Raw genomic sequence first — 26,254 nt, 5'->3', positions numbered from 1 at the left:
TCGATTTCTCAACGTAGGCAAAGGATGCAAACATGACCGACAAGACAACACTAGATACTCATTTAAACAATAAGTTAGACACCGATTTTCAATATCTCAGCTGCGCCTTAAACAGTGGTGTCGGTGAGATGGTGCTTAATCGCGCCGATAAACATAACGCCTTCGATGAGGTGATGATTCGCGAGATGATCGCAGCGCTGAACCATTTTGCCAGCAATGATGACTGCCAAGTGTTAGTGCTCAAGGCCAATGGTAAAAACTTTAGCGCGGGTGCCGATCTCAACTGGATGCGCAAACAAGCCAAGATGGATTTTGAGCAAAACTTGGCCGATGCCAATGAGCTGGCCACCTTGATGCATACATTAGATAAATTTCCTAAACCGACCATTGCGCTGGTACAAGGCGCCGCCTTTGGTGGTGCGCTCGGCCTTATCTGCGCAAGCGATATCGCTATCGCCAATGAGCGCGCCAGCTTCTGCCTGAGCGAAGTCAAGCTTGGATTAATTCCCGCGGTGATCAGCCCTTACGTGGTACGCGCCATGGGGCAACGCGCCTCACGCCGCTACATGCTCACCGCCGAGCGCTTTAATGCAGATACAGCACTAAAGCTCAATGTTATCCACGAGATAGCAGATGATATTGACGTTGCGGCCGCGCCCATTATCACAGCCCTCCTAAGTAATAGCCCTCAAGGTATGGCATGGGTAAAAACCTTGTTGTCACGCTTAGAAGATGGCGTTATCGATGACGATACATTGCACTACACCAGTGAGCGCATCGCCCGCATTCGTGTATCAAACGAAGGTCAAGAGGGTCTCAATGCCTTTTTCGATAAACGTAGCCCAGATTGGAAAGCGATATGAACACCACAATAAATAATGACCCTATTGCCAAGCCAAGCCCGGGAGTTCGCTAATTATGTTTACTAAACTACTGATTGCCAACCGCGGCGAAATTGCTTGTCGCATCATCAAGACTGCCAATGCCATGGGGGTTAAAACCGTTGCTCTCTATTCCGATGCCGATAAAGATGCACGTCATGTGGCGATGGCCGATGAGTCTTTCTACTTAGGCGGCAGCGCGCCAAGTGAGTCATACCTTAAAGGCGAGTTGATCCTCGATATCGCTAAGCGCAGTGGCGCTCAGGCTATTCATCCGGGTTATGGATTTTTGTCTGAAAATGCCGACTTTGCTCGCCAGTGTGAACAAGCCGGCATCGCCTTTGTTGGCCCTGGCGCCAACGCCATCGATGCCATGGGCAGCAAAAGCGCCGCCAAAAACATCATGCAACAAGCCAATGTCCCCTTAGTACCGGGTTACCATGGTGACGATCAAAGCGATGCAAGCTTACTTCAAGCCTCGAAAGAGATAGGCTTTCCGCAACTTATCAAAGCGGCCTATGGCGGTGGCGGTAAAGGAATGCGTATTGTTGAGTCTGAAAAAGAAGCACTGGATGCGATTAACTCGGCGCGCCGAGAAGCGGCATCGTCTTTTGGTAACGATAAATTATTGATTGAACGTTACCTAAGACAGCCGCGCCATGTCGAAGTGCAAGTGTTTGCCGACACCCAAGGCAACTGTATCTATCTCTCCGACCGTGACTGCTCTATTCAACGTCGTCACCAAAAGGTGGTTGAGGAAGCCCCAGCACCCGGTCTAACCGACAGCCTTCGCCGCGCCATGGGTGAAGCAGCCGTTGCTGCCGCAAAAGCGATTGATTATGTCGGCGCCGGTACGGTCGAGTTTCTGCTCGATACCCACGCGACCGATGAGGCGAGCAGCTTCTACTTTATGGAGATGAATACGCGTCTACAGGTTGAGCATCCTGTCACCGAGATGGTCACCGGCCAAGACCTAGTAAAGTGGCAGCTGATGGTTGCCAGTGGCAGCGAATTACCACTGAGCCAAGATGAAGTGCGCATTCATGGACATTCATTTGAAGTGCGAATTTACGCCGAAGATCCGCAAAATGCGTTTTTACCCGCCAGCGGTAAACTGAACTTCCTGCGTGAGCCCGAGCAAAACCGCTATGTGCGTATCGACTCAGGCATTCGCGAAAACGATGTGATCAGTAACTTTTACGACCCCATGATTGCCAAATTGATTGTTTGGGACGAGTCACGCCCACGGGCACTGCAACGTTTAGTGCATGCCCTCGAGTCATATCAAATCAGTGGCCTGAAACATAACATCGAGTTCTTAGCCAATATCGCTGAGCATCACGCCTTTAGCGATGCCAACTTTAGCACCGACTTTATTGAGCGTTACGGCGACACCTTAATTGGTACGAATTTAGATACTGACAATAGCAAAGAGCAAAATAGTGCCCTCGCCTTTGCCGCGCTATACCACCTTTGCGCGCAAAAAGAGCAGGCAAAACTCACCGCTACCAATAGCAATGATCCCTACTCGCCTTGGGGCCAAGTGAGTGGCTTTAGGCTTAACCGCAGCGGCGTTCACCAGCTCACCTTGCTGGATGACCAACATCAAATACAGCACTTAACCCTCAGTCAAGTAGGTGATAGTTATTATCTCAACTTTAACGATCAAACACTGACCCTCAGCGGTGAGCTAAAACAAGATCTGCTGCATGCGGAGATTAACGGCCATAAGAGCAAGATCCCCGTGAGCCGTGAAGGTGATGACTTTACGCTATTTTTACCCTCTGGCAGCTATCATTACCGTGCGATTCAGACTGAAATTGTTGAAGACCAAGGCAGCAGCGAAGATAAACTAAAAGCGCCTATGAATGGCACTATCGTGACCCATCTTGTTGCAGTCGGCGATAAGGTTGAACAAGGTCAAGGCTTAATGGTGATGGAAGCGATGAAGATGGAATACACCATAGAGGCGCCGTTTAATGGCACAGTTACCGCCTTTTTCTTTGAGCCTGGCGAGCTGGTCAGTGATGGCGCAGTACTTGCCGATGTCAGCGCTAGTGAGGAGGCTTAATCATGTCCACTAGCCTTGGCAGATACCCAAGCAAGGTAAGCCTTTTTGAGGTTGGTGCTCGCGATGGCTTGCAAAATGAGCGAGCAGTCACTACGGCTGACAAGCTTATCCTTATCGACCAGTTAGGCATGGCTGGCCTAAAGCGCATCGAGGCTGGCAGCTTTGTGTCACCCAAATGGGTGCCACAGATGGCCGATTCGGCGGATATTTTTAAGCAGCTCAATAAACGCAGTGGCGTAGTCTACAGCGCGCTGACGCCCAATTTAAAAGGGCTGGAACTTGCGCTTGACGCTGGTGCAGATGAAGTGGCCATCTTTGGTGCCGCTTCACAGAGCTTCAGCCAGCGTAATATCAACTGTTCAATTGAGGAATCGATAGAGCGCTTTATCCCTGTAATGGAGGCGGCTAAAGCCAAAAACATCGCCGTACGGGGCTATGTCTCTTGTGTTTTAGGCTGTCCCTATGAAGGTGATATTGCCGTAAGTGAAGTCGCGAGAGTGGCAGAACTTCTTTACAAGATGGGCTGCTATGAAGTTTCACTCGGCGACACTATCGGTGTTGGCACGCCCGTTAACGCCCGTAAAATGGTTGAAGCGGTTGCCGAGAAAGTCCCTGTAGGCAAACTTGCGCTGCATTTTCATGATACCTATGGTCAAGCGCTGGCTAATATTCTCGCCTGTTTAGAAACAGGCGTGAGGGTCATCGACAGCTCGGTCGCAGGTCTGGGTGGTTGCCCTTATGCCAAAGGTGCATCGGGTAATTTGGCAACAGAAGATCTGGTCTACATGCTACACGGTTTAGGCATAGAAACCGGCGTTGATTTACCGCGTTTAATTGAGGCGGGCAACACAATTAGCCAAGCACTGGGCCGAAAAAATGGCTCTAAAGTGGCCCTTGCGCTGACCGAATAACCCTTAGGCGCGACTAGAATAAATAGATGCTGGGCGCTGAGCCTAGCGCCTCTCACAGGAGATAATAATAATGGCAGGACTCAATAAGCTGGTTAACAGCTACGAAGCAGCATTAGATGGCCTTGAAGACAATATGACCATTATGGTGGGTGGTTTTGGCCTGTGCGGCATTCCTGAAGGGCTTATTGCCCAAATGGTAAAAATGGGCACTCGCGGACTCACAGCGATTTCCAACAACGCTGGCGTCGATGATTTTGGCTTAGGGCTGCTGTTAAAGAGCCGTCAGATCAGCACCATGATCGCCTCATATGTGGGTGAAAACGCCACCTTTGAGCAGCAGATGCTCTCAGGCGAACTCAATGTGATTTTGACACCACAAGGCACGTTAGCGGAAAAAATCCGCGCGGGCGGCGCCGGTATTCCCGCCTTCTTTACCGCCACAGGCTATGGCACCCCCGTCGCTGAAGATAAAGAGACGCGCGAAATCGATGGCCGTCACTACGTACTAGAGCCAGCGCTAAAAGCCGACTTTGCCTTAGTCCGCGCGTGGAAAGCCGATACTATGGGTAACTTGGTATTCCGTAAAACCGCCGCCAATTTCAACCCTATGATGGCCACCGCTGGCAAAATCACCGTGGTGGAAGCCGAGCATATCGTTGAGCCTGGGGAGCTCGACCCTGATCATATCCATACCCCAGGTATCTATGTCGATCGCCTCATTCAAGGCACGTTCGAGAAGCGTATCGAGCAACGTACCGTTAAAGCAGCCACTAAATAGGAGGAAACACCATGGCGTTATCAAGAGAACAATTAGCACAACGTGTTTCCCAAGAGCTGCAAGATGGCTTTTATGTCAATTTAGGCATTGGTATTCCCACCTTAGTCGCTAACTATATTCCCGAGGGCATTGAAGTGATGCTGCAATCGGAAAATGGGCTGCTTGGCATGGGCGAGTTTCCAACGGAAGAGACCATAGATGCCGATCTGATCAATGCGGGTAAACAAACGGTAACGGCAGTCCCCGGCGCATCTTTTTTCTCGTCGGCCGAGAGCTTTGCGATGATCCGCGGCGGCCACGTAGATTTAACCGTGCTTGGTGCGTTTGAAGTCGATGTGAATGGCTCAATTGCTTCTTGGATGATCCCGGGGAAATTGGTCAAAGGCATGGGCGGCGCCATGGATTTAGTGGCTGGCGCCGACAATATTATCGTCACCATGATGCACGCCGACAAATACGGCAACTCAAAGTTACTGCCTAAATGCGAGCTACCGCTCACTGGTTATGGCTGTATCAAGCGGGTATTAACCGACTTGGCTTTTGTCGAGATTAAAGATGGGGCGTTCCATCTGCTTGAGCGCGCACCCGGGGTGAGTGTCGAGGAGATCATTGAAAAAACGGCAGGGAAACTTATCGTGCCTGAGCATGTACCTGAAATGGTATTTTAAGCTCACGTCGATTGTTAGCACTACCACATGGTGAGAGTATCTCATGCTAAATGGGAGATAACCCGAGCGTTGGCTCATCGCTTGAGCGCGGGATAAACCGCAAAACCACCCAAGGATACCGATTCTAGGGTGGTTTTTGTTAAAACGACTTAGCGATTAGCGCGTTGTATTGCTTGAGTCCAAAACTGTCTGGCGAGCTGCCGCGATTCTAACGCTTTGTGCGAAGTACTTTGCCCCAGTTTGCGATCGGCTTGGGATTGTTCATACCCTTCACAGGCCAACTCACTGATGGTTTGTAACGAGTCACTTATCTCTGTGGCCGCAATTCCCTGCTCCTTCATCGCATTGGCACTATGATCTGTCATACCATTGATGCGCTGCATGGTTGAGACTAATCCAGCAAATACCGTTTCCGCCTGCTTCACCAATTCAACGGCGCGAGTCGCTTGGGTTTGTCCTGCGACTAATGTACGTGCTGCATTGGCGGCACTTTGTTGAAATTTATTAACAATTTCATCTATTTGACTGGTAGAGTCGCTGGTTCGCGACGAGAGTTTTCGCACCTCATCGGCCACTACCGCAAAGCCTCTACCCGACTCACCCGCCCTCGCTGCTTCGATAGCCGCATTCAGCGCAAGTAAGTTGGTTTGCTCCGCGATATTACTGATCACATCAAGAACTTCATTGATTGCAACGCTGTCGTGTTCAATCTCTTGTACCACGCCAGCAAAATTGCCGACCTCTTGATTGAGCCCATTGATTGCACTGATCACCGCATCTAACTGCGCATAGCCCTGTGCCACGGTGGCTTGGCTACCTTCAACATCAACGGCCACCTGTTTAATTTGTTCACCTAACTCATTAAAACTTGCTGTCATCTCCTCGACGGCCGCAGCGGCTTGCGCCGTTTGTTGACTCTGGCTGTCAGCCCTTTGCGCTGCAGCAGTGATGGAGTCCAGTAGCTCTGAGCTGTCTTGTGCAATGGCCGATGATGTATCTGCCATTCGCCCCACTGCACCGGCTACCTCGGCGGTCAGGGAGTCCATGGCAAATAAGATATTGCCTATCTCATCGTTACGCCCAGTAAAAATATACCTTGCCGCCCCATCATCACATATCGACAGAGCGCGTTCATTAAGCTCATTCAGTGGCCGCATGATCCGCTGCAGCCCAAACCACATAGGCAACATCATCACCAATGCTAACCAGGGCGAATAGATGCTACAGGCTAAACTCAGCAGCATCAGTACCACTGCAAACAACTTGATTTTAGTGGTAAAACTAAACGTTGCGCTGTCGAGCTCATGGCGCGATTCATCCTTATTCAAACTCTGATAAATCGCTTTTGCTCGCTCAATCTGCGCTTTGTCTGCGCGGCGGCGAACCGATTGATACTCTTTAACCTGACCATTCTCTATAACTGGTGCCACATAAGCATTAACCCAGTAAAACCCGCCATCGTTACAACGGTTTTTAACGATTCCCATCCAAGCGCGACGCGCTTTGAGTGATTTCCATAACATGCCGTAAGCTTGCTTGGGCATATCGGGGTGGCGCACAATATTGTGCGGTTGCTGCAATAACTCCGTTTCTTCGAAACCACAAATTCGGCAAAAGTCGTTATTAGCATGTAAAATATTCCCGCTTAGGTCTGTCGTAGACAACAATATATCTTCGTCGCTTAGCAGTACCTCTTTATCGGTCACTGGTTGGTTATTACGCATTAGCTATCAAATTTAGTCATTGGTCGTTGGAATCGCTAAATTCTGAGGCTAAGACCAAAAGATACTTTTGATCTAGCACAACTTTTATGTATCGATAATGTTACAACCGATGTTTTTAAGAGCGAGATCTCATCTCTGAAATACAATCATAATACTAGGTATTACCTATAGATATACAATTATCAAAGCTAGATCACAGATTTTACAAAAATTGGATCATCGAGGTAATAATAAGCATCAGAAAAAATGCGAAATATAGAAACTAAATTTAATCGATAAACTGTGGCTATTATTTAACACCCCACAGTTATTCATTTCCTAACTGACAATCACAGATAAAAGGCCGCATATTCACGCAGCCTAATGAGTAATCGTAATTATGGTGTAACAAGGTGGAGGAGAGGTATATCACTAAAAGACAATCAGCCGCTATTTCACCCCTAGTTAATTTAATCCCACAAAAACTCACGAAAATGTTTACGACAAACAGACTCGTAACTTTCATTACCACCAATCGCCACTTGCTCACCCTCTTTCATGGGCTTGCCTTCACCGTCGAGTCTCACGACCATGTTGGCTTTTCGACCGCAATGACAAATAGTTTTTAGCTCGACCAGCTTATCGGCCCAAGCAAGCAGGTACTGACTACCACTAAAAAGCTCACCCTGGAAATCGGTTTTAAGCCCGTAGCACAATACTGGAATATCTAAAATATCAACAACATAAGTTAATTGCTTTACCTGTTCTTTACTGAGAAATTGTGATTCATCAATTAAGATACAGTGTAAATGTTGTTGTTGATGAGCACGCTTGATCATCGCGGATAAATTATCGCTAGCACTGAACACTTGCGCGTCAGTCTCAATACCGATACGTGACGCCACCTTACCTATGCCATAACGATCGTCAATTGACGCTGTCATCACTAAAGTGTGCATACCGCGCTCGCGATAATTATAAGATGACTGAAGTAAAGAGGTCGATTTACCTGCATTCATCGCAGAATAGTAAAAATAGAGCTGCGCCAACTGAGTTATTCCTATGATTATTTTGAGGGCACATTTTAACACTAATTAGTCCTATTTCGCAGCTATAAACTGGTTCAATTACCCTAGTTGTGAACCACAAAACATTGCTGACACTTCCCTAACAAAGCAGATTAATGGTATTGTTAACTATTAAATTTGAGTAAAATATCTGAGCAAACTCAAAGTTGCTTAAGACAATTTTAATTCAAACTTGCTACTTTAAACGCGAGTAAATAATAACAAGACAACAATTGAAGGTTCTTATACACATGCGCCAAACATTACTTGCTGCGTCTATCGCGGCCACGATTGCCCTTACAGGCTGCTCAATCCATGAAACTCAAGCGCCTTCTGCCGCAGCGGTTCAAACTCAAAATCCGTTAATGCAACCCAGTGCGCTGCAATATCAAGCGCCTGATTTTAACATCATTAAGGATGAGCATTTTAAACCTGCGCTAGAACAAGGCATTAAAGAGCATTATCAACAAGTACTCGCGATTGCCAATAACAGCGAAGCACCAACATTTGAAAACACCATAGTCGCACTAGAAACCAGCGGCGAACTGCTAAACCGTGCTTCAAAGGTGTTTTATAACTTGGCGGGCACAGATAGCAACCCAACAATGCGTAAAATCCAAGGTGAAATGGCGCCCAAAATGGCCGCTCATTCAGACAATATTCACCTTAACGCACCATTATTCGCTCGCATCGACAGCCTCTATCAACAGCGCAGCACCTTAGGTTTGACCAACGAGGAAGTACGCCTCATCGAGGTTTATCACCAACGCTTTGTCATGGCTGGCGCCAAATTAACCGATGAGCAAAAAGCACAAATTCGCGTGCTTAATGAAGAACAATCGACACTGACCAATGAATTTAGCCAGCGCCTAATGCGCCTGACCAAAGAGATTGCGGTGGTTGTTGATGATGTCGATCAATTAGCGGGCTTGTCTGACAGTGAAATTCGCGCCGCCAAAGCCGATGCAGCGGCTCAAGGCCATGAAGGCAAATACCTGCTTAGCATCACCAATACTACGCGCCAACCTGTATTAGCTAAGCTTGAAAACCGTGAGTTACGCCAGCGTGTGTGGCAAGCCTCATCGACCCGAGGTATGCAGGGTGAAAACGAAACGGCTTCATTGGTTGCTCGTCTTGCACAACTTCGCGCCGAGCGCGCCGCACTACTTGGCTACAAGAGCTGGGCTGACTATCGCCTAGCACCGCAGATGGCTAAAAATCCTGAAGCGGTTTACAAGATGTTTGGCTCTATGGTGCCAGCCGTTGTCGCTAATACTCAAAAAGAAGCCGACGATATTCAGGCGATGATCAATAAAACCGGTGGCGATTTTACCCTAGCGCCATGGGACTGGGCGTTTTATGCCGAGAAGGTACGTCAAGAGAAGTTTAATCTTGATGAAAGTTCCATCAAGCCTTATTTCGAGTTCAATCGAGTATTAACTGACGGCGTATTTTTCACACTGGAATCGCTTTACGGCGTGACCTTTAAGCCCCGTCCCGATCTTCCTGTGTACCATGAAGATGTGAAAGCCTATGAGATGTTTGATACTGACGGGACTTCGATGGCGATTTTCTATGGCGATTACTTTGCCCGTGAAGGCAAGCGTGGCGGTGCATGGATGAGCTCATTTGTAGCGCAATCAAAACTGCTTAACAATAAGCCTGTGGTGGTTAACGTGATGAACATCAAGAAGGCGCCAGAGGGAGAGCCCACCTTCGTTAGCTACGATGAAGTGACCACTATGTTCCACGAATTGGGTCATGGCACTCACGGTATGTTCTCTAAAGTCACTTACCCTAGCCTATCGGGCACTGCGGTCTCTCGTGATTTTGTCGAGTTCCCATCGACCTTCGAAGAAGACTGGGCAGCCCACCCTAAGGTGTTAGCTAACTATGCTAAGCACTATGAGACTGGTGAGGTGATCCCTGATGAATTGCTGCAAAAATTACTTAAATCGCGCAGCTTCAATCAAGGCTTCGATACCCTAGAGTATATGGCCGCCGCATTAGTAGATTTAGAATGGCACTCACTACCTGCTGACGCACCATTACAAGATGTAGCGAATTTCGAAGCTAACGCGCTGGAAAAACATGGCATCAATATCGCTGCCGTACCACCACGCTATAAGTCGACCTATTTTGCTCATGCCTTCCCCGGTGGATACTCGGCCAGTTACTACGCCTATATGTGGAGTGAGATCTTAGCGGCCGATGCGTTCGCCTACGTGCAAACCCAAGGTGGATTAAACCGCAACATCGGCATGAAGTACCGTAAGACCATTCGTGAAGTGGGTAACAGTGTGCCACCAATGGAAGCCTACAAAGCCTTCCGTGGACAAGCACCGACCACAGAAGCGTTACTTAAGCGTCGTGGTTTAAACTAAAGCTATTCACGCTAAGCACATTAAAAATGCCGCTATGATTAGCGGCATTTTTTATCATTGATTTAGCCTTAGCGGATCATGATGATATCGTCGGCTTTGCGGCCTGATAGCGAAGTACACTTATCACAAACAGCACACTGCTGGCACCTAAGCCTGCAGCCAGTGGTTCGGTAAAGCCTAGCACCACATAGCAACCTAAGCATATCCCGGCGACAATAAGCGCGTAAGGTTACTGCGTAAATACACTGAGCCTTGCGGTTTACATTACAGTGACTCATGCAACGCCCATAAAAATGCCGCTATGATTAGCGGCATTTTTTTATCACTGGTTTCGCCCTAGCGGAACATGATTATATCGTCGGCTTTGCGGCTTGATAGCGAAGTACAACCACACTTATCACAAACAGCACACTGCTGGCACCTAAGCCTGCAGCCAGCGATTCGGTAAAGCCTAGCACCACATAGCCACCTAAGCTTATCCCGGCGACAATAAGCGCGTAAGGTAGCTGAGTTAATACATGGTCGATGTGATGACAATTGGCGCCTGTTGACGACAAAATGGTGGTATCGGAGATCGGTGAGCAGTGATCGCCAAATACCGCGCCCGCTAATACAGCTGCCAGCATAGGTAGCATCATATTGGTGTGGGTGCCCATGGCCATATCGGCGGCAATCGGCAACATGATGCCGAACGTGCCCCAGCTGGTGCCCGTTGAAAACGCGGTCAATCCGGCCAAAATAAATAATACCGCAGGCAGTAATGCAAAGGGGATATTACCCGTGGCTAGGCTGGCCATATATTTACCCGTTTCCATCTGACCAATCACACCGGCAATCGTCCAGGCAAACAGTAAGATATAGATAGCAGGTAACATAGAGCGTGCGCCCGCAATCATCCCTTTAAGGATTAATGATTTATCTAAGCCTTGACTGAGCACTAACAGTAATGTGGCCACCAAGCCAATGATCGCCCCAAAAAACAGTGATGAAGCCACATCGGTCTTTTCAAAGGCGCCAATTAAGGTAAATGGCAGATTTTCGGCAGCTAACGCATCGGCACCGCTGCTGATCATAAAATAGATAGTGGCGGCAACCAGTACGGTAATGGGTAAAAATAATCCTGAAATTTTCCCCGAATCGGCTTCAGGCAGATCGCTATTGGCCCCTGGTGGTAGCCCTTTAGATTCATCATACAGATGGCCCTTTTGGGCGTTAAGCTCATGCTGGCGCATGGGGCCAACATCGAGCCCCATAAAGGCGACACATAATAGGAGTAACAGCGCAAAGATGGCGTAGAAGTTCATCGGGATCATCTGAATAAACACGCTTAGATGCCCGGTATCGGCAAAACCATGTGCCGTTAAAATACCGCCAATCAGCGCAATAATATACGCCCCCCAACTCGATACTGGTGAGATAACGCAGATTGGGGCTGCGGTCGAATCCAGCAGATAGGCCAGTTTACTGCGCGAAATGTAATAGCGATCCGTTAACGGTCTTGCCACACTGCCGACAACTAAACTATTGAAATAATCGTCAATAAAAACCACGCAACCTAAAAACATGGTCAGCAACTTAGCATCTCGTTTATTACGAATATGCTGACGAGCCCAATCGGCAAATGCCTTAGCAGCGCCGCTGACAGTGATCAACGCAGTGATCATCCCTAGCAAGATAAGGAAACCAAGAAGATAGACATTCCAGCTATTTAGGGCGCCATCGTCCCAAAATAACCCTGCCACCTGCTTAGCCAGGTAGTGTCCTGAGTCTACTACTGAGTAATTGGTAATAAAAACCGCCCCAAGCAGAATGCCCACCCCAAGCGAAAGTAATACTCGACGAGTAAAAATCGCCAGCAAAATAGCCACCACAGGAGGCAGCAAGGACAGCGCCGAATCGGCGTAACTCAAAGTTGTCATTGTTTTATATTGTCTTCGTTAAAATACGAATGGAGGGCAACTGAACTGGTGGGATATAGCAAAAGATATTACACCTGTCCTATCAGTAGCGCTCCATAGTGATACCAGTTGTCGGTATACCTTCTTTTTATCATTCCGGATAAAAAGCACTATGGCAGTGCTGCCTCTATTCGATGACAGCCCCAGCAGTGAACTTTGATGAACTCAACCACTTCGGCATCAAATCCTTTCCTATTCGCTATACGGCATCACCCTAACGAATACTACTAATATTTAATGCACCTCTACGTCTCAGGACGCCTACCAATGTCACTATCGGCAGGCGTGACGCACATAAAAACACAAGCGGCTTTAAGGATGCTACCTTAAAGCCGCCCAACGTGATCTATATCACACTAAGTTTTAAATGAACACCAAGACCTTCACTAAGTACTTACAATTAATTAAAGAAGTGCCACTAACTTAGGTACTGCATCAAACAGATCGGCTTCTAAACCATAATCGGCCACTTGGAAAATAGGCGCTTCTGGATCCTTGTTGATAGCCACAATCACCTTAGAATCCTTCATCCCAGCCAGGTGTTGAATCGCACCCGAGATCCCAACGGCAATGTACAGATCTGGCGCAACAATCTTACCCGTTTGTCCCACTTGCAGATCGTTAGGCACATAACCCGCATCCACCGCCGCACGAGATGCCCCTAAAGCGCCACCCAATTTATCGGCAAGCTGCTCTAATATCGCAAAATTCTCAGCACTGCCCATTGCACGGCCGCCCGACACCACAACCGATGCAGCGCCTAAATCTGGGCGCTCTGATTCAGTCAATGTTTGTGAGACAAATTCAACATTACTGGTAAAAACACCACCAAGACTTTGCTCGGCTGCTGCGCCATCATTGCTTACGGCGTCAAATGCACTCACGCGTACCGTCATCACCTTGATGGCATCTAAACTCTGCACGGTTGCCATCGCGCTACCAGCATAAATTGGGCGCACAAAGGTATCTTCACTGACCACTTCAACCACTTCAGACAGTTGTGCCACATCAAGCAAGGCAGCCACGCGAGGAAGCACATCTTTACCTAGGCTCGAGGCCGAAGCCAAAATATGTTGATAATCGTTGGCGATAGAGACCACTAGCGCCCCTAAGTTTTCGGCGATGCCATGGGCATAAGCGCCATTGTCAGCCACTAACACATTGCGCACACCGCTCAATTGCTTAGCCGCCTGGGCCACAGTGGCACAGTTTTCACCGGCGACTAATAGATCCACATCGCTACCAATTTGGTGTGCACACGCTACCACTTTGGCCGTGTCTAGTTTTAGACTCGCGTTATCATGTTCTGCTATTACTAGAATCGCCATTAGATCACCTTCGCTTCATTTTTTAGCTTTTCAACCAGCTCCTCAACAGAAGCCACCATCACGCCCGCCTTACGCTGTGCAGGTGGAGTGACTTTTAACACGTTTTGATGTTGCTTTAGCTCAACGCCAAGACTGTCGACAGTGATGGTCTCCAGTGGTTTGCGTTTTGCTTTCATAATATTGGGTAATTTGGCGTAACGAGGCTCGTTCAAACGTAGATCTGTCGTAATGATAGCTGGCAGTGGCATCTTCAACGTTTGTAGTCCGCCGTCGATTTCGCGAGTCACCACCACAGTGTCACCCTCGACCTTCACCTCTGAAGCAAAAGTCGCTTGCGGCATGCCAGCTAATGCTGCCAACATCTGGCCGGTCTGATTGTTATCGCCGTCAATAGATTGCTTGCCCAGTAAAATAAGCTGCGCTTGCTCTTGGGCCTGAATCGCATTAAGCAGCTTGGCAATGGAAAGCGGCGCGAGTGCTTCGTCAGTTTCGACATGAATACCACGATCGGCACCCAATGCCATGGCGGTTCGCAGTTGCTCTTGGGCAGCCTTAGGGCCTATAGTTGCCACGACGATTTCAGTGACAATACCCGCTTCTTTTAACCGAACCGCTTCTTCTACGGCAATTTCACAAAATGGGTTAATCGCCATTTTAAGATTTGCGGTATCGACGTTGCTATTGTCAGCATTCACTCTGACCTTCACATTGGCATCGACGACGCGTTTAACTGGCACCAATACTTTCATAAGGCTTCCTTCTTACTATCTTTTTATGTTGAATAAAAAAGTGCATAGCAAAACTATCACAAACTTAAGCCACTTTACGTGCTGTTGACGTTAACGTCAACAAGAACGCAACGAGAAATCTACAAACGAAAAATGACACAAAACGTCAATATAAAAGGGACTACGTTCACTTTTCCCCATCAATTTTAATGAAATTAGACTCTGCATTAATAAAATGACTATATATAGCAAAATAATTATTTAATTCGTTTGATTAAGACGGTATTAGTTTCTATTATTATCACTGAAATCCTATTCACAATTATATTTAAGTGGGACACCATAATATGAGCGAATTTCTAGATATATTGACGCATGGCCGTCGTTTTAAAGCTGCGGTAAAAGAGTTATCAGTAGAAGACTTAAAAGATGTTGCCAGCAAACTAGAAAAGATTATTACCGATAAAGAGAAGCAGGCTGAAGAAGAAAGCGCAGCTATCGCTGAACGCAATGCAAAAATTGAAGAGATCCGTCTTCAAATGGAAGCCGTTGGTTTATCAGTTGATGATTTAGGCGCTGTAGCTGCTAAAAGTGCACCGAAAAAACGCGCACCTCGTCCACCTAAATATAAAATCGAAGTCGATGGTGAAACCATCACTTGGACAGGTCAAGGTCGAACGCCAACCGTATTTAAAAATGAATTAGAAAAAGGCCGCAGCCTAGAAGAGTTTCTTATCTAGTCGCACAAACGAACATTGCCGAGAGCATGAGCAGTGATTTAATAGCAGCAAGCCAACGTTTATGCGTTGGCTTGTTTTTTATAAGAAACAGTATACTAAGCAAATTAAGCGTTGCTAATATTCTTTTTATCCCTCGTTCAGATATCTCCAATAATAACTTTTAGCAAAAATCTTATACCCACGCCATTTAATCACTGCATACATGGACTCAACTTCTCTAGCTAATTTAAAATGGGTTATTGTCGAGAGGGTGATTGCTTTCTAAATCTAAGTCCTTTTACTTTTAAATCAATACCAAGTAAAAATAAGACACCTGAGAAGCCCTGCTCACACGTGGCTGTGGAATCTAGCAATAACACATTACACTAGACATCAACAGACAGTTATACTGTTGATATATATGCCTTAAATTATCGTTGCGACAAGGTATTCCTATGGTAAATGGTCAAGGGGAATAGCGATAGAGACTAATTATTAGGACACTCAGGACTGCAAAATTACCAGCATGATAACGACCCTAACAAGACGACTTTAGCGCTTACCGCAGTATTAGAGACAAACGAAAACAGTCATCATAACTTTATGACAAATGGTGAAACATAACTAATGAAACCCATATAAAGTCAATATAAAAGGTGTTGATATTGATTGAAGCAATGAAGTGAATCAACATAGAAAAAGCGAGTTATCAACCATGTTAAAACTGCCAGTCGGTTCATCACACTCGAATGTCCAATAATCGGGTTGTTATCGCTAGCATTGCCCTCCTCTATCTATAGATGATGGCAATGCTGACAGTTCAGCGCCTACAAATGTGACTGACCACAGATAAAAATAAAGAGATTCACAAGACAAATGCATTAATACACTTAATAAGTGCAGGGGTTTAATAATATCACCTCGAGTAGTGAATCGATCCATAAATGAATCATCGATGAATTTATCCCGATGAAACGGCACATAGACATGGCATATAGGACAGTGATCGGCAATGTCTTGTTCGCCCCATAACGCCAATATCTATATTTATTTAAAGTCTTTCACTTTGGCGTTGAATTAGGGGCTGTGTTAATGGGCTGTGTTAATGGTCAATGGATGGACATAGCTTTTCAGATGAGCCGCGCTTAATGTCACTATGGTGTTTACACATTAAAATTTGAAGCGGATAATTTACCTACACGCTTTCATGCCGCTACAACCCCACTTTACGCCTGTTATTACTGAATCATAATCGATATAACATCACGGCCAATCGTTAACTTAAGACTATTATTAACACGAGAAAAATAATGGGGCCGCGACAATATAGACGACGCTTACAAGGCCAATTTTACACTCACATACGCAAATATGGTTTATTCGCCCCCGCTCATGGCTTATCCCGTTCACCGTCAGAAGCTCAATAATTTCACGCAGGCGATACACCAAGTTAAATCAAGCTGGTTATTTTTAAGGTGTCTTATCGATCTCGTTCAAAGCCATTTTTCCACTTATGATTAAGATAGATGAGAACAATCACCAACAACAACTTTATCAAGCTTAACTAAAACGGTAGTATTTCTACCTTAAACAGTACAATGTGAATGATGAATTGACATTTGACTGCCACAACATACACAGGCCATTAGCATGAAAAAAATCACCCTTGCCCTATTTGCTTTACTCCTTGCTGGTTGCGCCAGTGAATACACTTTTAATAGCAATTTAGATGGCCAAGCCATTAACGACTATTTTAAAGTGGGAGAGGTCACCCTCTATCCAGAGGGTACTGAGCCAACAGTGCCTTATGAACTCAAAGGTATGGTCGAGGGCGAATCTTGCCAAGAGCGCCCAAATGATGCGCCTGCCTCCATGGGAGCAGCACGCACAGCAGCACGCTACGCCGCCGCCGATAAAGGCGCCAATGGTCTGCTCATTAAACGATGCGTGATGTTTGACCAACCCAGCAAAACCTGCGTAACTCAAACCTTGTGCGTAGGCCAAGCCATTCTGATTCAAACCAACACAGACAAATAAAACCTTGGCAGGAGTCAAGGTAAACTAAAGCCTTATCAATCAGGCTTTAGTTCCCTGCCCTTTACCGATGAAGCCAAGCTTCATATTATCTTGCGGTTAACCGAGCGAGTTGAATGACTTTTAGCAGCAAAATTCAGGCGGTGGCCATTTGCCACACCCCTTATAAACAAAAATTCGGCATTCCAAGACAACCAGGGCTGGTCAGTGCCGCTAGGGGGTTTGTCGAACTACAGCCTCCATTTAATCATATCGATACCGTGCGTGGATTAGAGCAATACTCGCATATTTGGCTGTTATTTAGCTTTCATGAAAACTTAGCTCAAGGTTGGAAAACCACGGTTAGACCGCCAAGGTTAGGCGGCAATGAAAAGCTAGGGGTGTTTGCCACTCGATCCACGTTTCGCCCTAATGGCATCGGGCAATCGGTAGTGAAACTGCATGGGATCCACCAACAAAAAGGCAAAGTGATGCTTGAGATCTCAGCAATGGATCTGCTCGATGGAACGCCCATCATAGACATTAAACCTTACATCCCTTTTTCAGATGCGATTGATGATGCCCAAGGCGGTATCGCCCATGACGCGCCAGTGTTAGCCGAGGTGCATTTTACCGATACCGTGCAGCAGCAACTGAGCCATTACCAGCAAAGCCAGTACCCTAACTTGCAAGCCATTATTGAAGGAGTACTAGCCCAAGATCCACGTCCAGCTTATAAAAAAGCCAAGGCCGATCCCAAGCAATATCAGGTGGCGCTCTACGATTTAGATATTCTCTGGCGAGCGATTGATGGTGCCATTCACGTGGAGGCGATCCGCCCTTCCAATGTGCAAAAACCCTGTTTAGATGACTGACCATGACTGACATTATCGATTATCAAGCCCAACACAAACAGCGTCTCGCTTACATGCCTTGGCTCTATTTTTCACTTAAGCCGAAACATTTAAGCTGGGCTCAACCCTGGCAAGCAGCCATTCAACAGCACCTGATGGCGGTTGAAACCGTTAGCATAGGTGAGCACTGCTTTATTGCGCCACAGGCGCAGCTGTTTGCTGAGCCCGGGCGCGATATTATTATTGGCGACCAATGCATGATAGCCGCCGATTGTTTTTTACATGGGCCGATCATTTTAGGTCGCGAGGTGGCGATCAATCACGGCTGCTCGCTCGATGGTGGACGTGGCAAAATTATTATTGGCGACCAAACCCGCATCGCCAATAACGTCACCATTTACGCCTTTAATCATGGCATATCGCCCACCATGCCCATCTACCAGCAAAATGCCCACTCAAAGGGCATCGTTATCGGCAAAGATGTATGGATAGGAGCTCAGGCCGGCATCGTCGATGGTGTCACGATTGGCAACTGCGCCGTGGTCGGCATGGGCTGTATCGTCACTAAAAATGTGCCTGATTATGCGATTGTGGCGGGTAATCCGGCTAAGGTGATTGGCGACAGAAGAGATAAAGCCTAATCGTGCAATCATTAGGGCTCAATAGCAGACTCGATAGCACACAATAAAATAAAAAAAATCCGATCACCAATGGCATCGGATTTTTTTATTGCCAAACGGTTTACACCGTCCGCATGTTATTTAGTGCCGAAAATTTTATCACCAGCATCACCCAGACCTGGCAAGATATAACCTTGCTCGTTGAGGCAATCATCGATAGATGCAGTAAATAGCTCGATATCAGGATGGGCTTTCTCTAGTGCAGCAACACCTTCTGGCGCAGCGACCAACACCAAGGCTTTAATTGAGGTGCAACCACGGGCTTTTAATAAGTCGATAGTGGCGATCATTGACCCGCCCGTTGCCAACATAGGGTCGACCACAAGCGCGATACGCTCATGCATGTTGCTGGCTAACTTTTCAAAGTAAGTCACTGGCTGCAAGGTTTCTTCGTCGCGGTAAAGACCAACTACCGAAATACGCGCACTCGGTACATGCTCAAGTACACCATCCATCATGCCTAAACCCGCACGTAAAATAGGCACTACAGTGACTTTTTTACCTTTGATTTGATCGATTTCAACTGGACCATTCCAACCGTCAATGGTCACTTTCTCAGTTTCAAAGTCTGCGGTCGCTTCATAGGTTAATAAGCTTCCTACTTCTGCTGCTAACTCGCGAAAACGCTTAGTACTAATATCCCCTTCACGCATTAATCCAATTTTATGACGGACCAAAGGGTGTTTAACTTCGACTACTTTCATCGTTTTCTCCTGATGCATATTTGTGTTTTTTGAGCAAATTGCACCGATTTTAGTAGATTTGTCCAAATTGGAAAACATAAAGTTTTATAAACACGGTAAATCGTGAGCTAAGTCCGTTTCAATATTCAAAATCATCACTTTCGAGCGCCTCCACAAACTGATAGAATGCGGCGCATAAAAATCCAATAACGATGTACCCGAGAGGATCCTCCGTGAGCACTCCTACCCAACTAAGCTATAAAGACGCAGGTGTTGATATCGACGCAGGCAACGCCCTGGTAGACAATATCAAATCTGCTGTAAAACGTACCCACCGCCCAGAAGTTATGGGCAACCTCGGTGGCTTTGGTGCCCTTTGCGAGCTACCAACTAAGTACAAACATCCAGTTCTTGTTTCTGGCACCGATGGTGTAGGTACCAAGCTTAGACTGGCCATCGATTACAAAAAACACGACAGTGTCGGTGTTGATTTAGTGGCCATGTGCGTGAACGATTTAATCGTTGCCGGCGCAGAGCCACTGTTCTTCCTCGATTACTACGCCACTGGCAAACTGGATGTTGCAACGGCAACCTCTGTCGTCAATGGTATTGCCGAAGGTTGTGCCCAATCAGGTTGTGCATTGATCGGTGGTGAAACCGCTGAAATGCCTGGCATGTATGAAGGCGAAGATTACGATCTGGCCGGTTTCTGTGTTGGCGTAGTTGAAAAAGAAGATGTGCTAGACGGCTCTAAAGTGGTCGCCGGTGATGCACTTATCGCTTTAGGTTCGAGCGGCCCGCACTCAAATGGTTACTCGCTTATTCGTAAGGTGCTTGAAGTAAGCCAAGCCGATCCGCAGCAAGACCTTGATGGTAAGCCGCTTATCGATCACCTACTCGAGCCGACCAAAATTTACGTTAAGCCGCTACTAAAGCTGCTTGAGCAAAGTGATATCCACGCCATGGCACACATTACTGGCGGTGGATTCTGGGAAAATATCCCACGCGTACTGCCTGATACCGCCAAAGCTGTGGTTAAAGGTGATTCTTGGCAGTGGCCAACCGTATTTAACTGGTTAATGGTCAATGGCAACATCGCCGAATTTGAGATGTACCGTACCTTTAACTGTGGCGTGGGCATGATTATCGCCTTGCCACAAGATCAAGTAGACAGTGCTTTAAGTTTACTAAAAGCCGAAGGTGAAAACGCTTGGCTAATCGGTGACATTGCTAGCCGCAATGGCGACGAAGAGCAAGTGGAGATCATCTAATGCCCCAGTGCTGTCGCGTATTAGTTTTAATCTCAGGTAATGGCAGTAATTTACAAGCCGTTATCGATGGCTGTGATGACAATGTACATGCCGAAGTCGTTGGTGTTATCAGTAATAAACCCGATGCTTATGGCCTTGTACGTGCCCATCACAGTGAGATAGATACCAGTTGTGTGATAGCGCACCAAGGTGAAACCCGTAGCGATTATGATATTCGCCTGAAGCAAGCTATCGATAAGTATCAACCCGATCTTATCGTACTGGCAGGCTTTATGCGGATATTAACCGATGAGTTTGTGCAGCAATTTGAGGGGCGAATGATCAATATTCATCCCTCTTTACTCCCCAAATACACCGGGCTACACACCCACCAGCGGGCAATCGATGCCGGTGACAATCAGCACGGTGCCAGCGTGCATTTTGTCACACCTGAGCTCGATGCTGGGCCGGTTATTTTGCAAGCCAAAGTGCCGATTTACCCAGAAGATGATGCCACAACCCTTGCCGAGCGCGTTCATGAGCAAGAGCATGCTATCTATCCACTCGTGGTTAAATGGTTTAGTCAAAACCGCCTAATCATGAAAGATGGCGCAGCCTATCTCGACAGTAAACCGCTCGATGTTATGGGCTATGCCGCCGATTAACGGGCAATAGCTAACAGCATAAATAACAAAGAGACCTCAGGGTCTCTTTTTTTACTTGCACGTAATCCCAGGCAATCTTTGCTAGAGCACTTAAAGAATTGGCCTGTGAGTATTGTTTTTACTGCTTAATTGGTTTTAGATGGAGAGGAGTTAATTTCTGCTAGCCACATGGAAGCAAAGATGAAAAATGTAATTTGCGATATCGATGGTGTATTACTGCATAACAACAAGCTTATCCCGGGAAGTGATACCTTTATAGAGCGGATCCTAGAACAGGGCAATCCGTTAGTCATCCTCACCAACTATCCCGTACAAACCGGTAAAGATCTGCAAAACCGCCTCGGCGCTGCTGGCATCAATGTTCCAGAAGCCTGTTTTTACACCTCCGCCATGGCCACTGCTGACTTTCTTAAGCATCAATCGGGTGATAAAGCCTATGTCATTGGTGAAGGTGCCTTGACTCACGAGTTATACAAAGCCGGCTTTACCATTACCGACATTAATCCTGACTTTGTGATTGTGGGTGAAACTCGTTCATACAACTGGGACATGATCCATAAAGCCGCACAGTTTGTGGCTGGTGGAGCCCGTTTTATTGCCACAAATCCGGACACTCACGGCCCAGCCTATAGCCCTGCCTGCGGCGCCTTATGTGCGCCGATTGAACGCATCAGCGGCCGTAAACCTTTTTGCGTCGGTAAACCCAGTTCGTGGATCATCCGCAGTGCACTCAACCACATCAATGGCCACTCTGAAAACACGGTTATCATTGGGGATAACATGCGTACCGATATCTTAGCTGGGTTCCAAGCAGGTCTCGAAACCATCTTAGTGACCAGCGGTGTCAGTCAGCTCAAAGATATCGAAAAAGAACCCTTTAGACCTAACCATATTTTTGACTGCGCCGGTGACATCGACGTTATCTAATCAATCAACCCATAGTCATAAAGCGTAACATTTTAATCAGATGGCTCACTTGCTAAAGTGTGCCATCTTCCCCATCATGTCCCAGCAGTAATATTGAGCGCCACTGACATTATTCATGTCAACTCACACCACTTAGAACCATAATGATCGCGCTCAATAAAGCTCAAACTACCGTCATAAATAACAATAAAAATAGGATATGAGATGCGATTACTCCTGCCCGCATGCGCGCTGATAATACTCAGCGCCTGTAGCCAAAACCCAACAGAGATACACACTGCGTTAAACACGCCAGAGTTTAACGAAACGCGATTTCGTCAAGATATCCAAACCCTGTCATCAGACGCCTTTGAAGGCCGAGCACCAACCACGCGTGGCGAGCAACTCACACTGGACTATCTCAGTACCGCCTTTGCCTCGGCTGGACTCATTGGGGCGAACGATGGCAGTTATCTGCAATCTGTACCTATGGTGAGCTATACCGCCAGCGAACAGCAACAAGTTAGCCTTGCAGGTATCACAATGCATTATCGTCAAGACATAGTGCTTAGCAGTCGCCACGATAACCAACAAGTGAATATCAAGGATGCCCCACTGGTTTTTGTCGGCTATGGTATCAACGCGCCAGAATATCAATGGAACGATTATCAAGGAGTTGATATGCGCGGAAAAATCGCGCTGATCTTAGTCAACGATCCTGGTTTTGCCCTACCCGATTCGGGGAAATTTACTGGCAAAGCCATGACCTACTATGGTCGCTGGACCTATAAATTTGAAGAGGCTAGCCGCCAAGGTGCACTGGGCGCCATTATAGTGCACGATACCCAGCCCGCGGCTTACCCTTGGTCTGTGGTAGAAAATAGCTGGACCGGCGCTCAACAAGATTTAGTATTAGACAGCGCCACTCAAGCACAGCGCGTACAAGTTGAGGGCTGGATAACCCAAACTAACGCCAAGGCACTGTTTGACGCCGCGGGGTTATCGCTAGCCACATTAACTGACCGCGCCGCAAGCGGCCCCATCAATGTGGCACTGGACAAAACTGCCGATATCGCCTTTGCCAATCAAGCCACATACACTAACAGCTATAACGTGGTCGCCACGCTTCCGGGCAGCCAAGCTAAGGCAGAGCAGATCCTCTTCACTGCCCACTGGGATCATATCGGCGTCGATGCTAGTAAAGGGGGTGACCAAATATACAATGGCGCCTTAGATAACGCTTCAGGCATTGCTGGCATATTGGAAATTGCCCGCCAATTTGCCAAACAAGCGAGTGAGGGCAACCCCTTGCAGCGTTCGTTAACCTTTGTCGCCACCACAGGTGAAGAGCAAGGTCTGCTTGGTTCTCGTTATTATGCTGCTAATCCACTCTACCCTTTAACAAACACAGTGGCGGTATTTAACTTAGATAGCACCAACATTTATGGCCGCACCAGTGATTACACTATAGTAGGTAAAGGTAAATCAGAACTGGAAAGCTATCTTGCAACCGCAGCTAGTACTCAGCAACGTATCGCAGTTAGCGAGTCCCGTCCTGAAGCTGGTGGCTTTTTCCGCTCTGATCACTTCAGCTTCGCCCAATATGGTGTACCAGCCGTCTTTGCCGGTGGAGGTAATGAACCTGCCGATGAAGCGTCTAAAGCCTACCGTGCATCAATGAAAGAAAAGATGAAAGGCTGTTATCACAATGTGTGCGATGAATACCGTGCCGATTGGGATCTTTCTGGCGCGCTGCAAGATTTAGGCGTCTACTATCAGGCAGCACAAACGCTTGCTAATAGTGACGACTGGCCCGGTTACTACCCGGGCACTGAGTTTCACCATTTACGCCCAGCCAAAACCCCGGCAGCCAACACGCCGCAAAGGCCAGAAAATGTAACAGCCCAAGGCATGCAGTAATGTTAGTCGCCTAGGTCACAGACTCACTCACGCTTACTGACATGTTTCAACTCACTAGATTGTCAAAGGCTTCTCATTGAAGCCTTTGCTGTATAGATAATCATCACACCATACAAATAGCTCATTTACCCACCAACATTGGCCATAACATCATAAACTGCGAGTCAATTTAAGATTGTCAAAATCTCGGCATCAAAAACCCAACCCAAATAGTGATTAACCACAAAAATCGCCATTAAAATAAATAATCATCATTTTACACCCCAAACAACCATGTAAATAGTCACTAAAAAACCTATAAAACCGATGTTTTATCAAAAAATAGGTTTGGCAAATCGATAAAATGCTGTCAAAGTGATTGGCAATTGAGATTAAGTGAGTTTTTGGGAGTTTTTGTTATGTGTTCAATATTCGCCATTTTAGATATTCAGTCCGATGCGACTCCACTACGTCAAGTGGCACTAGAGATGTCCAAACTACTGCGCCATCGTGGCCCTGATTGGTCAGGGATCTACAGCAGTGATAAGGCCATTTTAGCCCATGAACGTTTAGCCATTGTCGATATCGAACATGGCGCACAGCCACTGTTATCTGACGATGAAACGCTGATTCTTGCTGTCAACGGTGAGATCTATAACCACAAAGAACTCAAAGCTGAATTAGGCGATAAGTACAGCTATCAAACCAACTCAGATTGCGAAGTGATTTTGGCACTATACCAAGAATATGGCAGCGCATTTTTAGATAAATTAAACGGTATTTTTGCTTTCGTACTGTACGACAAAACCCAAGATACCTATTTAATTGGTCGCGACCATATGGGGATCATTCCGCTATACACCGGCCGCGACGCAGAAGGTAACTTCTATATCGCATCTGAAATGAAAGCACTAATGCCTGTGTGTAAAACCGTGGAAGAATTTAAGCCGGGCCACTTACTGACCCCAGCAGGTTACGAGCAGTACTATCAGCGTGATTGGCAATCTTTTAGCGCAGTAGAGCACAACGACGCCAGCGTCGATGAGCTACGCGATGCCCTCGAAGCTGCTGTAAAGCGTCAGCTGATGTCTGATGTGCCCTATGGCGTATTGCTATCGGGTGGATTAGATTCATCAATCATCTCAGCTATCACCCAAACCTTTGCTAAACGCCGCATCGAAGATGATGGTGCTAGCGATGCATGGTGGCCTCAGTTGCATTCATTTGCTGTGGGGCTCGAAGGCGCGCCGGATCTGCTGGCGGCTAAAAAAGTGGCCGATGCCATTGGCACCATACATCATGAGATCACCTTTACCTTCCAAGATGGATTAGATGCGATTAAAGATGTGATCTACCACCTTGAAACCTATGATGTCACCACCATTCGCGCAGCCACGCCAATGTACTTAATGGCCCGTAAAATCAAAGCTATGGGAATAAAAATGGTATTGTCAGGTGAAGGCGCCGATGAGCTATTTGGCGGTTATCTTTACTTCCATAAAGCGCCTAATGCTCAAGCCTTCCATGAAGAGTTAGTGCGTAAATTGGACAAGCTACACCTATTTGACTGCCTACGCGCCAACAAGGCCATGGCGGCCTGGGGGCTCGAGGCTCGCGTGCCGTTTCTTGATAAAGAGTTTATCGATACCGCCATGCGCATCAACCCTGAAGCTAAAATGTCAAAAGATGGCCGCATCGAGAAACATATTTTACGCCAGGCATTTGAGCACAAACTGCCCAAAGAAGTGGCATGGCGTCAAAAAGAGCAGTTCAGTGATGGTGTAGGTTACTCTTGGATCGATGGTCTTAAAGATCATGCGGCGCAGCAGGTTGACGATCTACAACTGGCTAACGCCAAATTTAGATTCCCATACAACACGCCCGAAACGAAGGAAGCTTACTTCTATCGTTGTTTCTTCGAAGAACACTTCCCACTGCCATCAGCAGCAGAAACAGTGCCTGGCGGCAAGTCGGTGGCCTGTTCGACGCCTGAAGCGCTGGCTTGGGATGAGAGCTTACAAGGCATCATCGACCCTTCTGGCCGTGCAGTGCAGTCGGTACATGAAAGCGCGTATGCTTAAGCGATAAGTATCACATCGCAAACTAAA

Annotated in this window: 21 protein-coding genes and 1 riboswitch; of the genes, 15 read left to right on the top strand and 6 right to left on the bottom strand. The window is 47.0% G+C overall.

The annotated features are described in order from the left end of the window. Window positions 1–32: 32 nt before the first annotated feature. The 5 genes from DVO77_RS16195 to DVO77_RS16175 all read left to right on the top strand — a co-directional run bounded on the left by DVO77_RS16195 (window position 33) and on the right by DVO77_RS16175 (window position 5,309). Window positions 33–863 (top strand): enoyl-CoA hydratase-related protein, encoded by an 831-nt coding sequence (locus tag DVO77_RS16195; protein ID WP_119979030.1) that lies wholly within the window; start codon window positions 33–35, stop codon window positions 861–863. A gap of 55 nt (window positions 864–918) precedes the next feature. Next, window positions 919–2,952 (top strand): acetyl-CoA carboxylase biotin carboxylase subunit, encoded by a 2,034-nt coding sequence (locus DVO77_RS16190; RefSeq protein ID WP_119979029.1) that lies wholly within the window; start codon window positions 919–921, stop codon window positions 2,950–2,952. 2 nt (window positions 2,953–2,954) lie between these two features. Beyond that, window positions 2,955–3,863 (top strand): hydroxymethylglutaryl-CoA lyase, encoded by a 909-nt coding sequence (locus DVO77_RS16185; RefSeq protein ID WP_119979028.1) that lies wholly within the window; start codon window positions 2,955–2,957, stop codon window positions 3,861–3,863. A 70-nt stretch (window positions 3,864–3,933) separates the two neighbouring features. Then, window positions 3,934–4,641, top strand: coding sequence for a CoA transferase subunit A (locus tag DVO77_RS16180; RefSeq protein ID WP_119979027.1), 708 nt, complete (start codon window positions 3,934–3,936; stop codon window positions 4,639–4,641). Between the two features lie 11 nt (window positions 4,642–4,652). Next, the gene (locus tag DVO77_RS16175; RefSeq protein WP_110456239.1) at window positions 4,653–5,309 is read left to right on the top strand and encodes a CoA transferase subunit B; all 657 of its coding nucleotides are present in this window, start codon (window positions 4,653–4,655) and stop codon (window positions 5,307–5,309) included. Between the two features lie 149 nt (window positions 5,310–5,458). Here DVO77_RS16175 and DVO77_RS16170 read toward each other — a convergent pair whose 3' ends face one another. Both DVO77_RS16170 and DVO77_RS16165 read right to left on the bottom strand, forming a co-directional pair. Further along, a complete protein-coding gene (locus tag DVO77_RS16170; protein ID WP_119979026.1) occupies window positions 5,459–7,033 on the bottom strand; it encodes a methyl-accepting chemotaxis protein in 1,575 nt (524 codons plus the stop codon). A 449-nt stretch (window positions 7,034–7,482) separates the two neighbouring features. Next, on the bottom strand, window positions 7,483–8,061 hold the full coding sequence (locus tag DVO77_RS16165) for a thymidine kinase (protein WP_119979025.1): 579 nt from the start codon (window positions 8,059–8,061) through the stop codon (window positions 7,483–7,485). Between the two features lie 269 nt (window positions 8,062–8,330). Here DVO77_RS16165 and DVO77_RS16160 point away from each other — a divergent pair, with 269 nt between their 5' ends. Further along, window positions 8,331–10,463, top strand: coding sequence for a M3 family metallopeptidase (locus tag DVO77_RS16160; protein ID WP_119979024.1), 2,133 nt, complete (start codon window positions 8,331–8,333; stop codon window positions 10,461–10,463). A gap of 350 nt (window positions 10,464–10,813) precedes the next feature. Here DVO77_RS16160 and DVO77_RS16155 read toward each other — a convergent pair whose 3' ends face one another. The 3 genes from DVO77_RS16155 to DVO77_RS16145 all read right to left on the bottom strand — a co-directional run bounded on the left by DVO77_RS16155 (window position 10,814) and on the right by DVO77_RS16145 (window position 14,498). Further along, on the bottom strand, window positions 10,814–12,382 hold the full coding sequence (locus tag DVO77_RS16155) for a Na+/H+ antiporter NhaC family protein (protein ID WP_119979023.1): 1,569 nt from the start codon (window positions 12,380–12,382) through the stop codon (window positions 10,814–10,816). Window positions 12,383–12,460: 78 nt separating this feature from the next. Next, window positions 12,461–12,677, bottom strand: a riboswitch (Lysine riboswitch). A gap of 148 nt (window positions 12,678–12,825) precedes the next feature. Further along, window positions 12,826–13,749 carry an electron transfer flavoprotein subunit alpha/FixB family protein gene (locus DVO77_RS16150; protein WP_119979022.1) on the bottom strand — a complete coding sequence of 308 codons (924 nt, stop codon included), beginning with the start codon at window positions 13,747–13,749 and terminating at the stop codon, window positions 12,826–12,828. Next, window positions 13,749–14,498 (bottom strand): electron transfer flavoprotein subunit beta/FixA family protein, encoded by a 750-nt coding sequence (locus tag DVO77_RS16145; RefSeq protein ID WP_119979021.1) that lies wholly within the window; start codon window positions 14,496–14,498, stop codon window positions 13,749–13,751. Before DVO77_RS16145 ends, DVO77_RS16150 begins: the two co-directional genes overlap by 1 nt. A gap of 326 nt (window positions 14,499–14,824) precedes the next feature. Here DVO77_RS16145 and DVO77_RS16140 point away from each other — a divergent pair, with 326 nt between their 5' ends. The 4 genes from DVO77_RS16140 to DVO77_RS16125 all read left to right on the top strand — a co-directional run bounded on the left by DVO77_RS16140 (window position 14,825) and on the right by DVO77_RS16125 (window position 18,704). Next, entirely contained in the window at window positions 14,825–15,217 is a 393-nt protein-coding gene (locus tag DVO77_RS16140; protein WP_110456246.1) for an H-NS histone family protein, read from the top strand. Between the two features lie 1,629 nt (window positions 15,218–16,846). Beyond that, window positions 16,847–17,233 carry an Rcs stress response system protein RcsF gene (rcsF, locus tag DVO77_RS16135; RefSeq protein WP_110456247.1) on the top strand — a complete coding sequence of 129 codons (387 nt, stop codon included), beginning with the start codon at window positions 16,847–16,849 and terminating at the stop codon, window positions 17,231–17,233. A 113-nt stretch (window positions 17,234–17,346) separates the two neighbouring features. Continuing rightward, entirely contained in the window at window positions 17,347–18,084 is a 738-nt protein-coding gene (gene tsaA / locus DVO77_RS16130) for a tRNA (N6-threonylcarbamoyladenosine(37)-N6)-methyltransferase TrmO (RefSeq protein ID WP_119979020.1), read from the top strand. Window positions 18,085–18,086: 2 nt separating this feature from the next. Next, window positions 18,087–18,704 carry an acyltransferase gene (locus DVO77_RS16125; protein ID WP_119979019.1) on the top strand — a complete coding sequence of 206 codons (618 nt, stop codon included), beginning with the start codon at window positions 18,087–18,089 and terminating at the stop codon, window positions 18,702–18,704. 116 nt (window positions 18,705–18,820) lie between these two features. On the opposite strand, the gene upp is transcribed toward DVO77_RS16125, so the two are convergent. After that, the gene (upp, locus tag DVO77_RS16120; RefSeq protein ID WP_110456250.1) at window positions 18,821–19,447 is read right to left on the bottom strand and encodes a uracil phosphoribosyltransferase; all 627 of its coding nucleotides are present in this window, start codon (window positions 19,445–19,447) and stop codon (window positions 18,821–18,823) included. 212 nt (window positions 19,448–19,659) lie between these two features. Between upp and purM the strand changes: the two genes are divergently transcribed. The 5 genes from purM to asnB all read left to right on the top strand — a co-directional run bounded on the left by purM (window position 19,660) and on the right by asnB (window position 26,227). Beyond that, the gene (gene purM, locus DVO77_RS16115; protein ID WP_119979018.1) at window positions 19,660–20,697 is read left to right on the top strand and encodes a phosphoribosylformylglycinamidine cyclo-ligase; all 1,038 of its coding nucleotides are present in this window, start codon (window positions 19,660–19,662) and stop codon (window positions 20,695–20,697) included. After that, complete coding sequence (purN, locus tag DVO77_RS16110) at window positions 20,697–21,341, top strand: phosphoribosylglycinamide formyltransferase (RefSeq protein ID WP_119979017.1); 645 nt, start codon at window positions 20,697–20,699, stop codon at window positions 21,339–21,341. The genes purM and purN overlap by 1 nt, the downstream gene beginning before the upstream one ends. 180 nt (window positions 21,342–21,521) lie before the next feature. Further along, entirely contained in the window at window positions 21,522–22,268 is a 747-nt protein-coding gene (locus DVO77_RS16105; protein WP_119979016.1) for an HAD-IIA family hydrolase, read from the top strand. A gap of 204 nt (window positions 22,269–22,472) precedes the next feature. Continuing rightward, the gene (locus DVO77_RS16100) at window positions 22,473–24,167 is read left to right on the top strand and encodes a M28 family metallopeptidase (protein WP_119979015.1); all 1,695 of its coding nucleotides are present in this window, start codon (window positions 22,473–22,475) and stop codon (window positions 24,165–24,167) included. Window positions 24,168–24,565: 398 nt separating this feature from the next. After that, window positions 24,566–26,227, top strand: a complete 1,662-nt coding sequence (gene asnB, locus DVO77_RS16095; protein WP_110456256.1) for an asparagine synthase B — start codon at window positions 24,566–24,568, stop codon at window positions 26,225–26,227. The last annotated feature ends 27 nt before the right edge of the window (window positions 26,228–26,254 follow it).

The sequence above is a fragment of the Shewanella algidipiscicola genome, from assembly GCF_003605125.1.
In the GTDB taxonomy this organism is placed as follows: Bacteria; Pseudomonadota; Gammaproteobacteria; order Enterobacterales; family Shewanellaceae; genus Shewanella; species Shewanella algidipiscicola.
Note: the sequence above shows the minus strand (reverse complement) of the source record. Positions and strands in the feature narration are given on the sequence as shown.

Excerpts from the sequence above, each read along its gene's own strand:
- DVO77_RS16195 (WP_119979030.1), top strand. The coding sequence starts at position 33 with ATGACCGACAAGACAACACTAGATACTCATTTAAACAATAAGTTAGAC.
- DVO77_RS16190 (WP_119979029.1), top strand. The coding sequence starts at position 919 with ATGTTTACTAAACTACTGATTGCCAACCGCGGCGAAATTGCTTGTCGC.
- DVO77_RS16185 (WP_119979028.1), top strand. The coding sequence starts at position 2,955 with ATGTCCACTAGCCTTGGCAGATACCCAAGCAAGGTAAGCCTTTTTGAG.
- DVO77_RS16180 (WP_119979027.1), top strand. The coding sequence starts at position 3,934 with ATGGCAGGACTCAATAAGCTGGTTAACAGCTACGAAGCAGCATTAGAT.
- DVO77_RS16175 (WP_110456239.1), top strand. The coding sequence starts at position 4,653 with ATGGCGTTATCAAGAGAACAATTAGCACAACGTGTTTCCCAAGAGCTG.
- DVO77_RS16170 (WP_119979026.1), bottom strand. The coding sequence starts at position 7,033 with ATGCGTAATAACCAACCAGTGACCGATAAAGAGGTACTGCTAAGCGAC.
- DVO77_RS16160 (WP_119979024.1), top strand. The coding sequence starts at position 8,331 with ATGCGCCAAACATTACTTGCTGCGTCTATCGCGGCCACGATTGCCCTT.
- DVO77_RS16155 (WP_119979023.1), bottom strand. The coding sequence starts at position 12,382 with ATGACAACTTTGAGTTACGCCGATTCGGCGCTGTCCTTGCTGCCTCCT.
- DVO77_RS16150 (WP_119979022.1), bottom strand. The coding sequence starts at position 13,749 with ATGGCGATTCTAGTAATAGCAGAACATGATAACGCGAGTCTAAAACTA.
- DVO77_RS16145 (WP_119979021.1), bottom strand. The coding sequence starts at position 14,498 with ATGAAAGTATTGGTGCCAGTTAAACGCGTCGTCGATGCCAATGTGAAG.
- DVO77_RS16140 (WP_110456246.1), top strand. The coding sequence starts at position 14,825 with ATGAGCGAATTTCTAGATATATTGACGCATGGCCGTCGTTTTAAAGCT.
- rcsF (WP_110456247.1), top strand. The coding sequence starts at position 16,847 with ATGAAAAAAATCACCCTTGCCCTATTTGCTTTACTCCTTGCTGGTTGC.
- tsaA (WP_119979020.1), top strand. The coding sequence starts at position 17,347 with ATGACTTTTAGCAGCAAAATTCAGGCGGTGGCCATTTGCCACACCCCT.
- DVO77_RS16125 (WP_119979019.1), top strand. The coding sequence starts at position 18,087 with ATGACTGACATTATCGATTATCAAGCCCAACACAAACAGCGTCTCGCT.
- upp (WP_110456250.1), bottom strand. The coding sequence starts at position 19,447 with ATGAAAGTAGTCGAAGTTAAACACCCTTTGGTCCGTCATAAAATTGGA.
- purN (WP_119979017.1), top strand. The coding sequence starts at position 20,697 with ATGCCCCAGTGCTGTCGCGTATTAGTTTTAATCTCAGGTAATGGCAGT.
- DVO77_RS16105 (WP_119979016.1), top strand. The coding sequence starts at position 21,522 with ATGAAAAATGTAATTTGCGATATCGATGGTGTATTACTGCATAACAAC.
- DVO77_RS16100 (WP_119979015.1), top strand. The coding sequence starts at position 22,473 with ATGCGATTACTCCTGCCCGCATGCGCGCTGATAATACTCAGCGCCTGT.
- asnB (WP_110456256.1), top strand. The coding sequence starts at position 24,566 with ATGTGTTCAATATTCGCCATTTTAGATATTCAGTCCGATGCGACTCCA.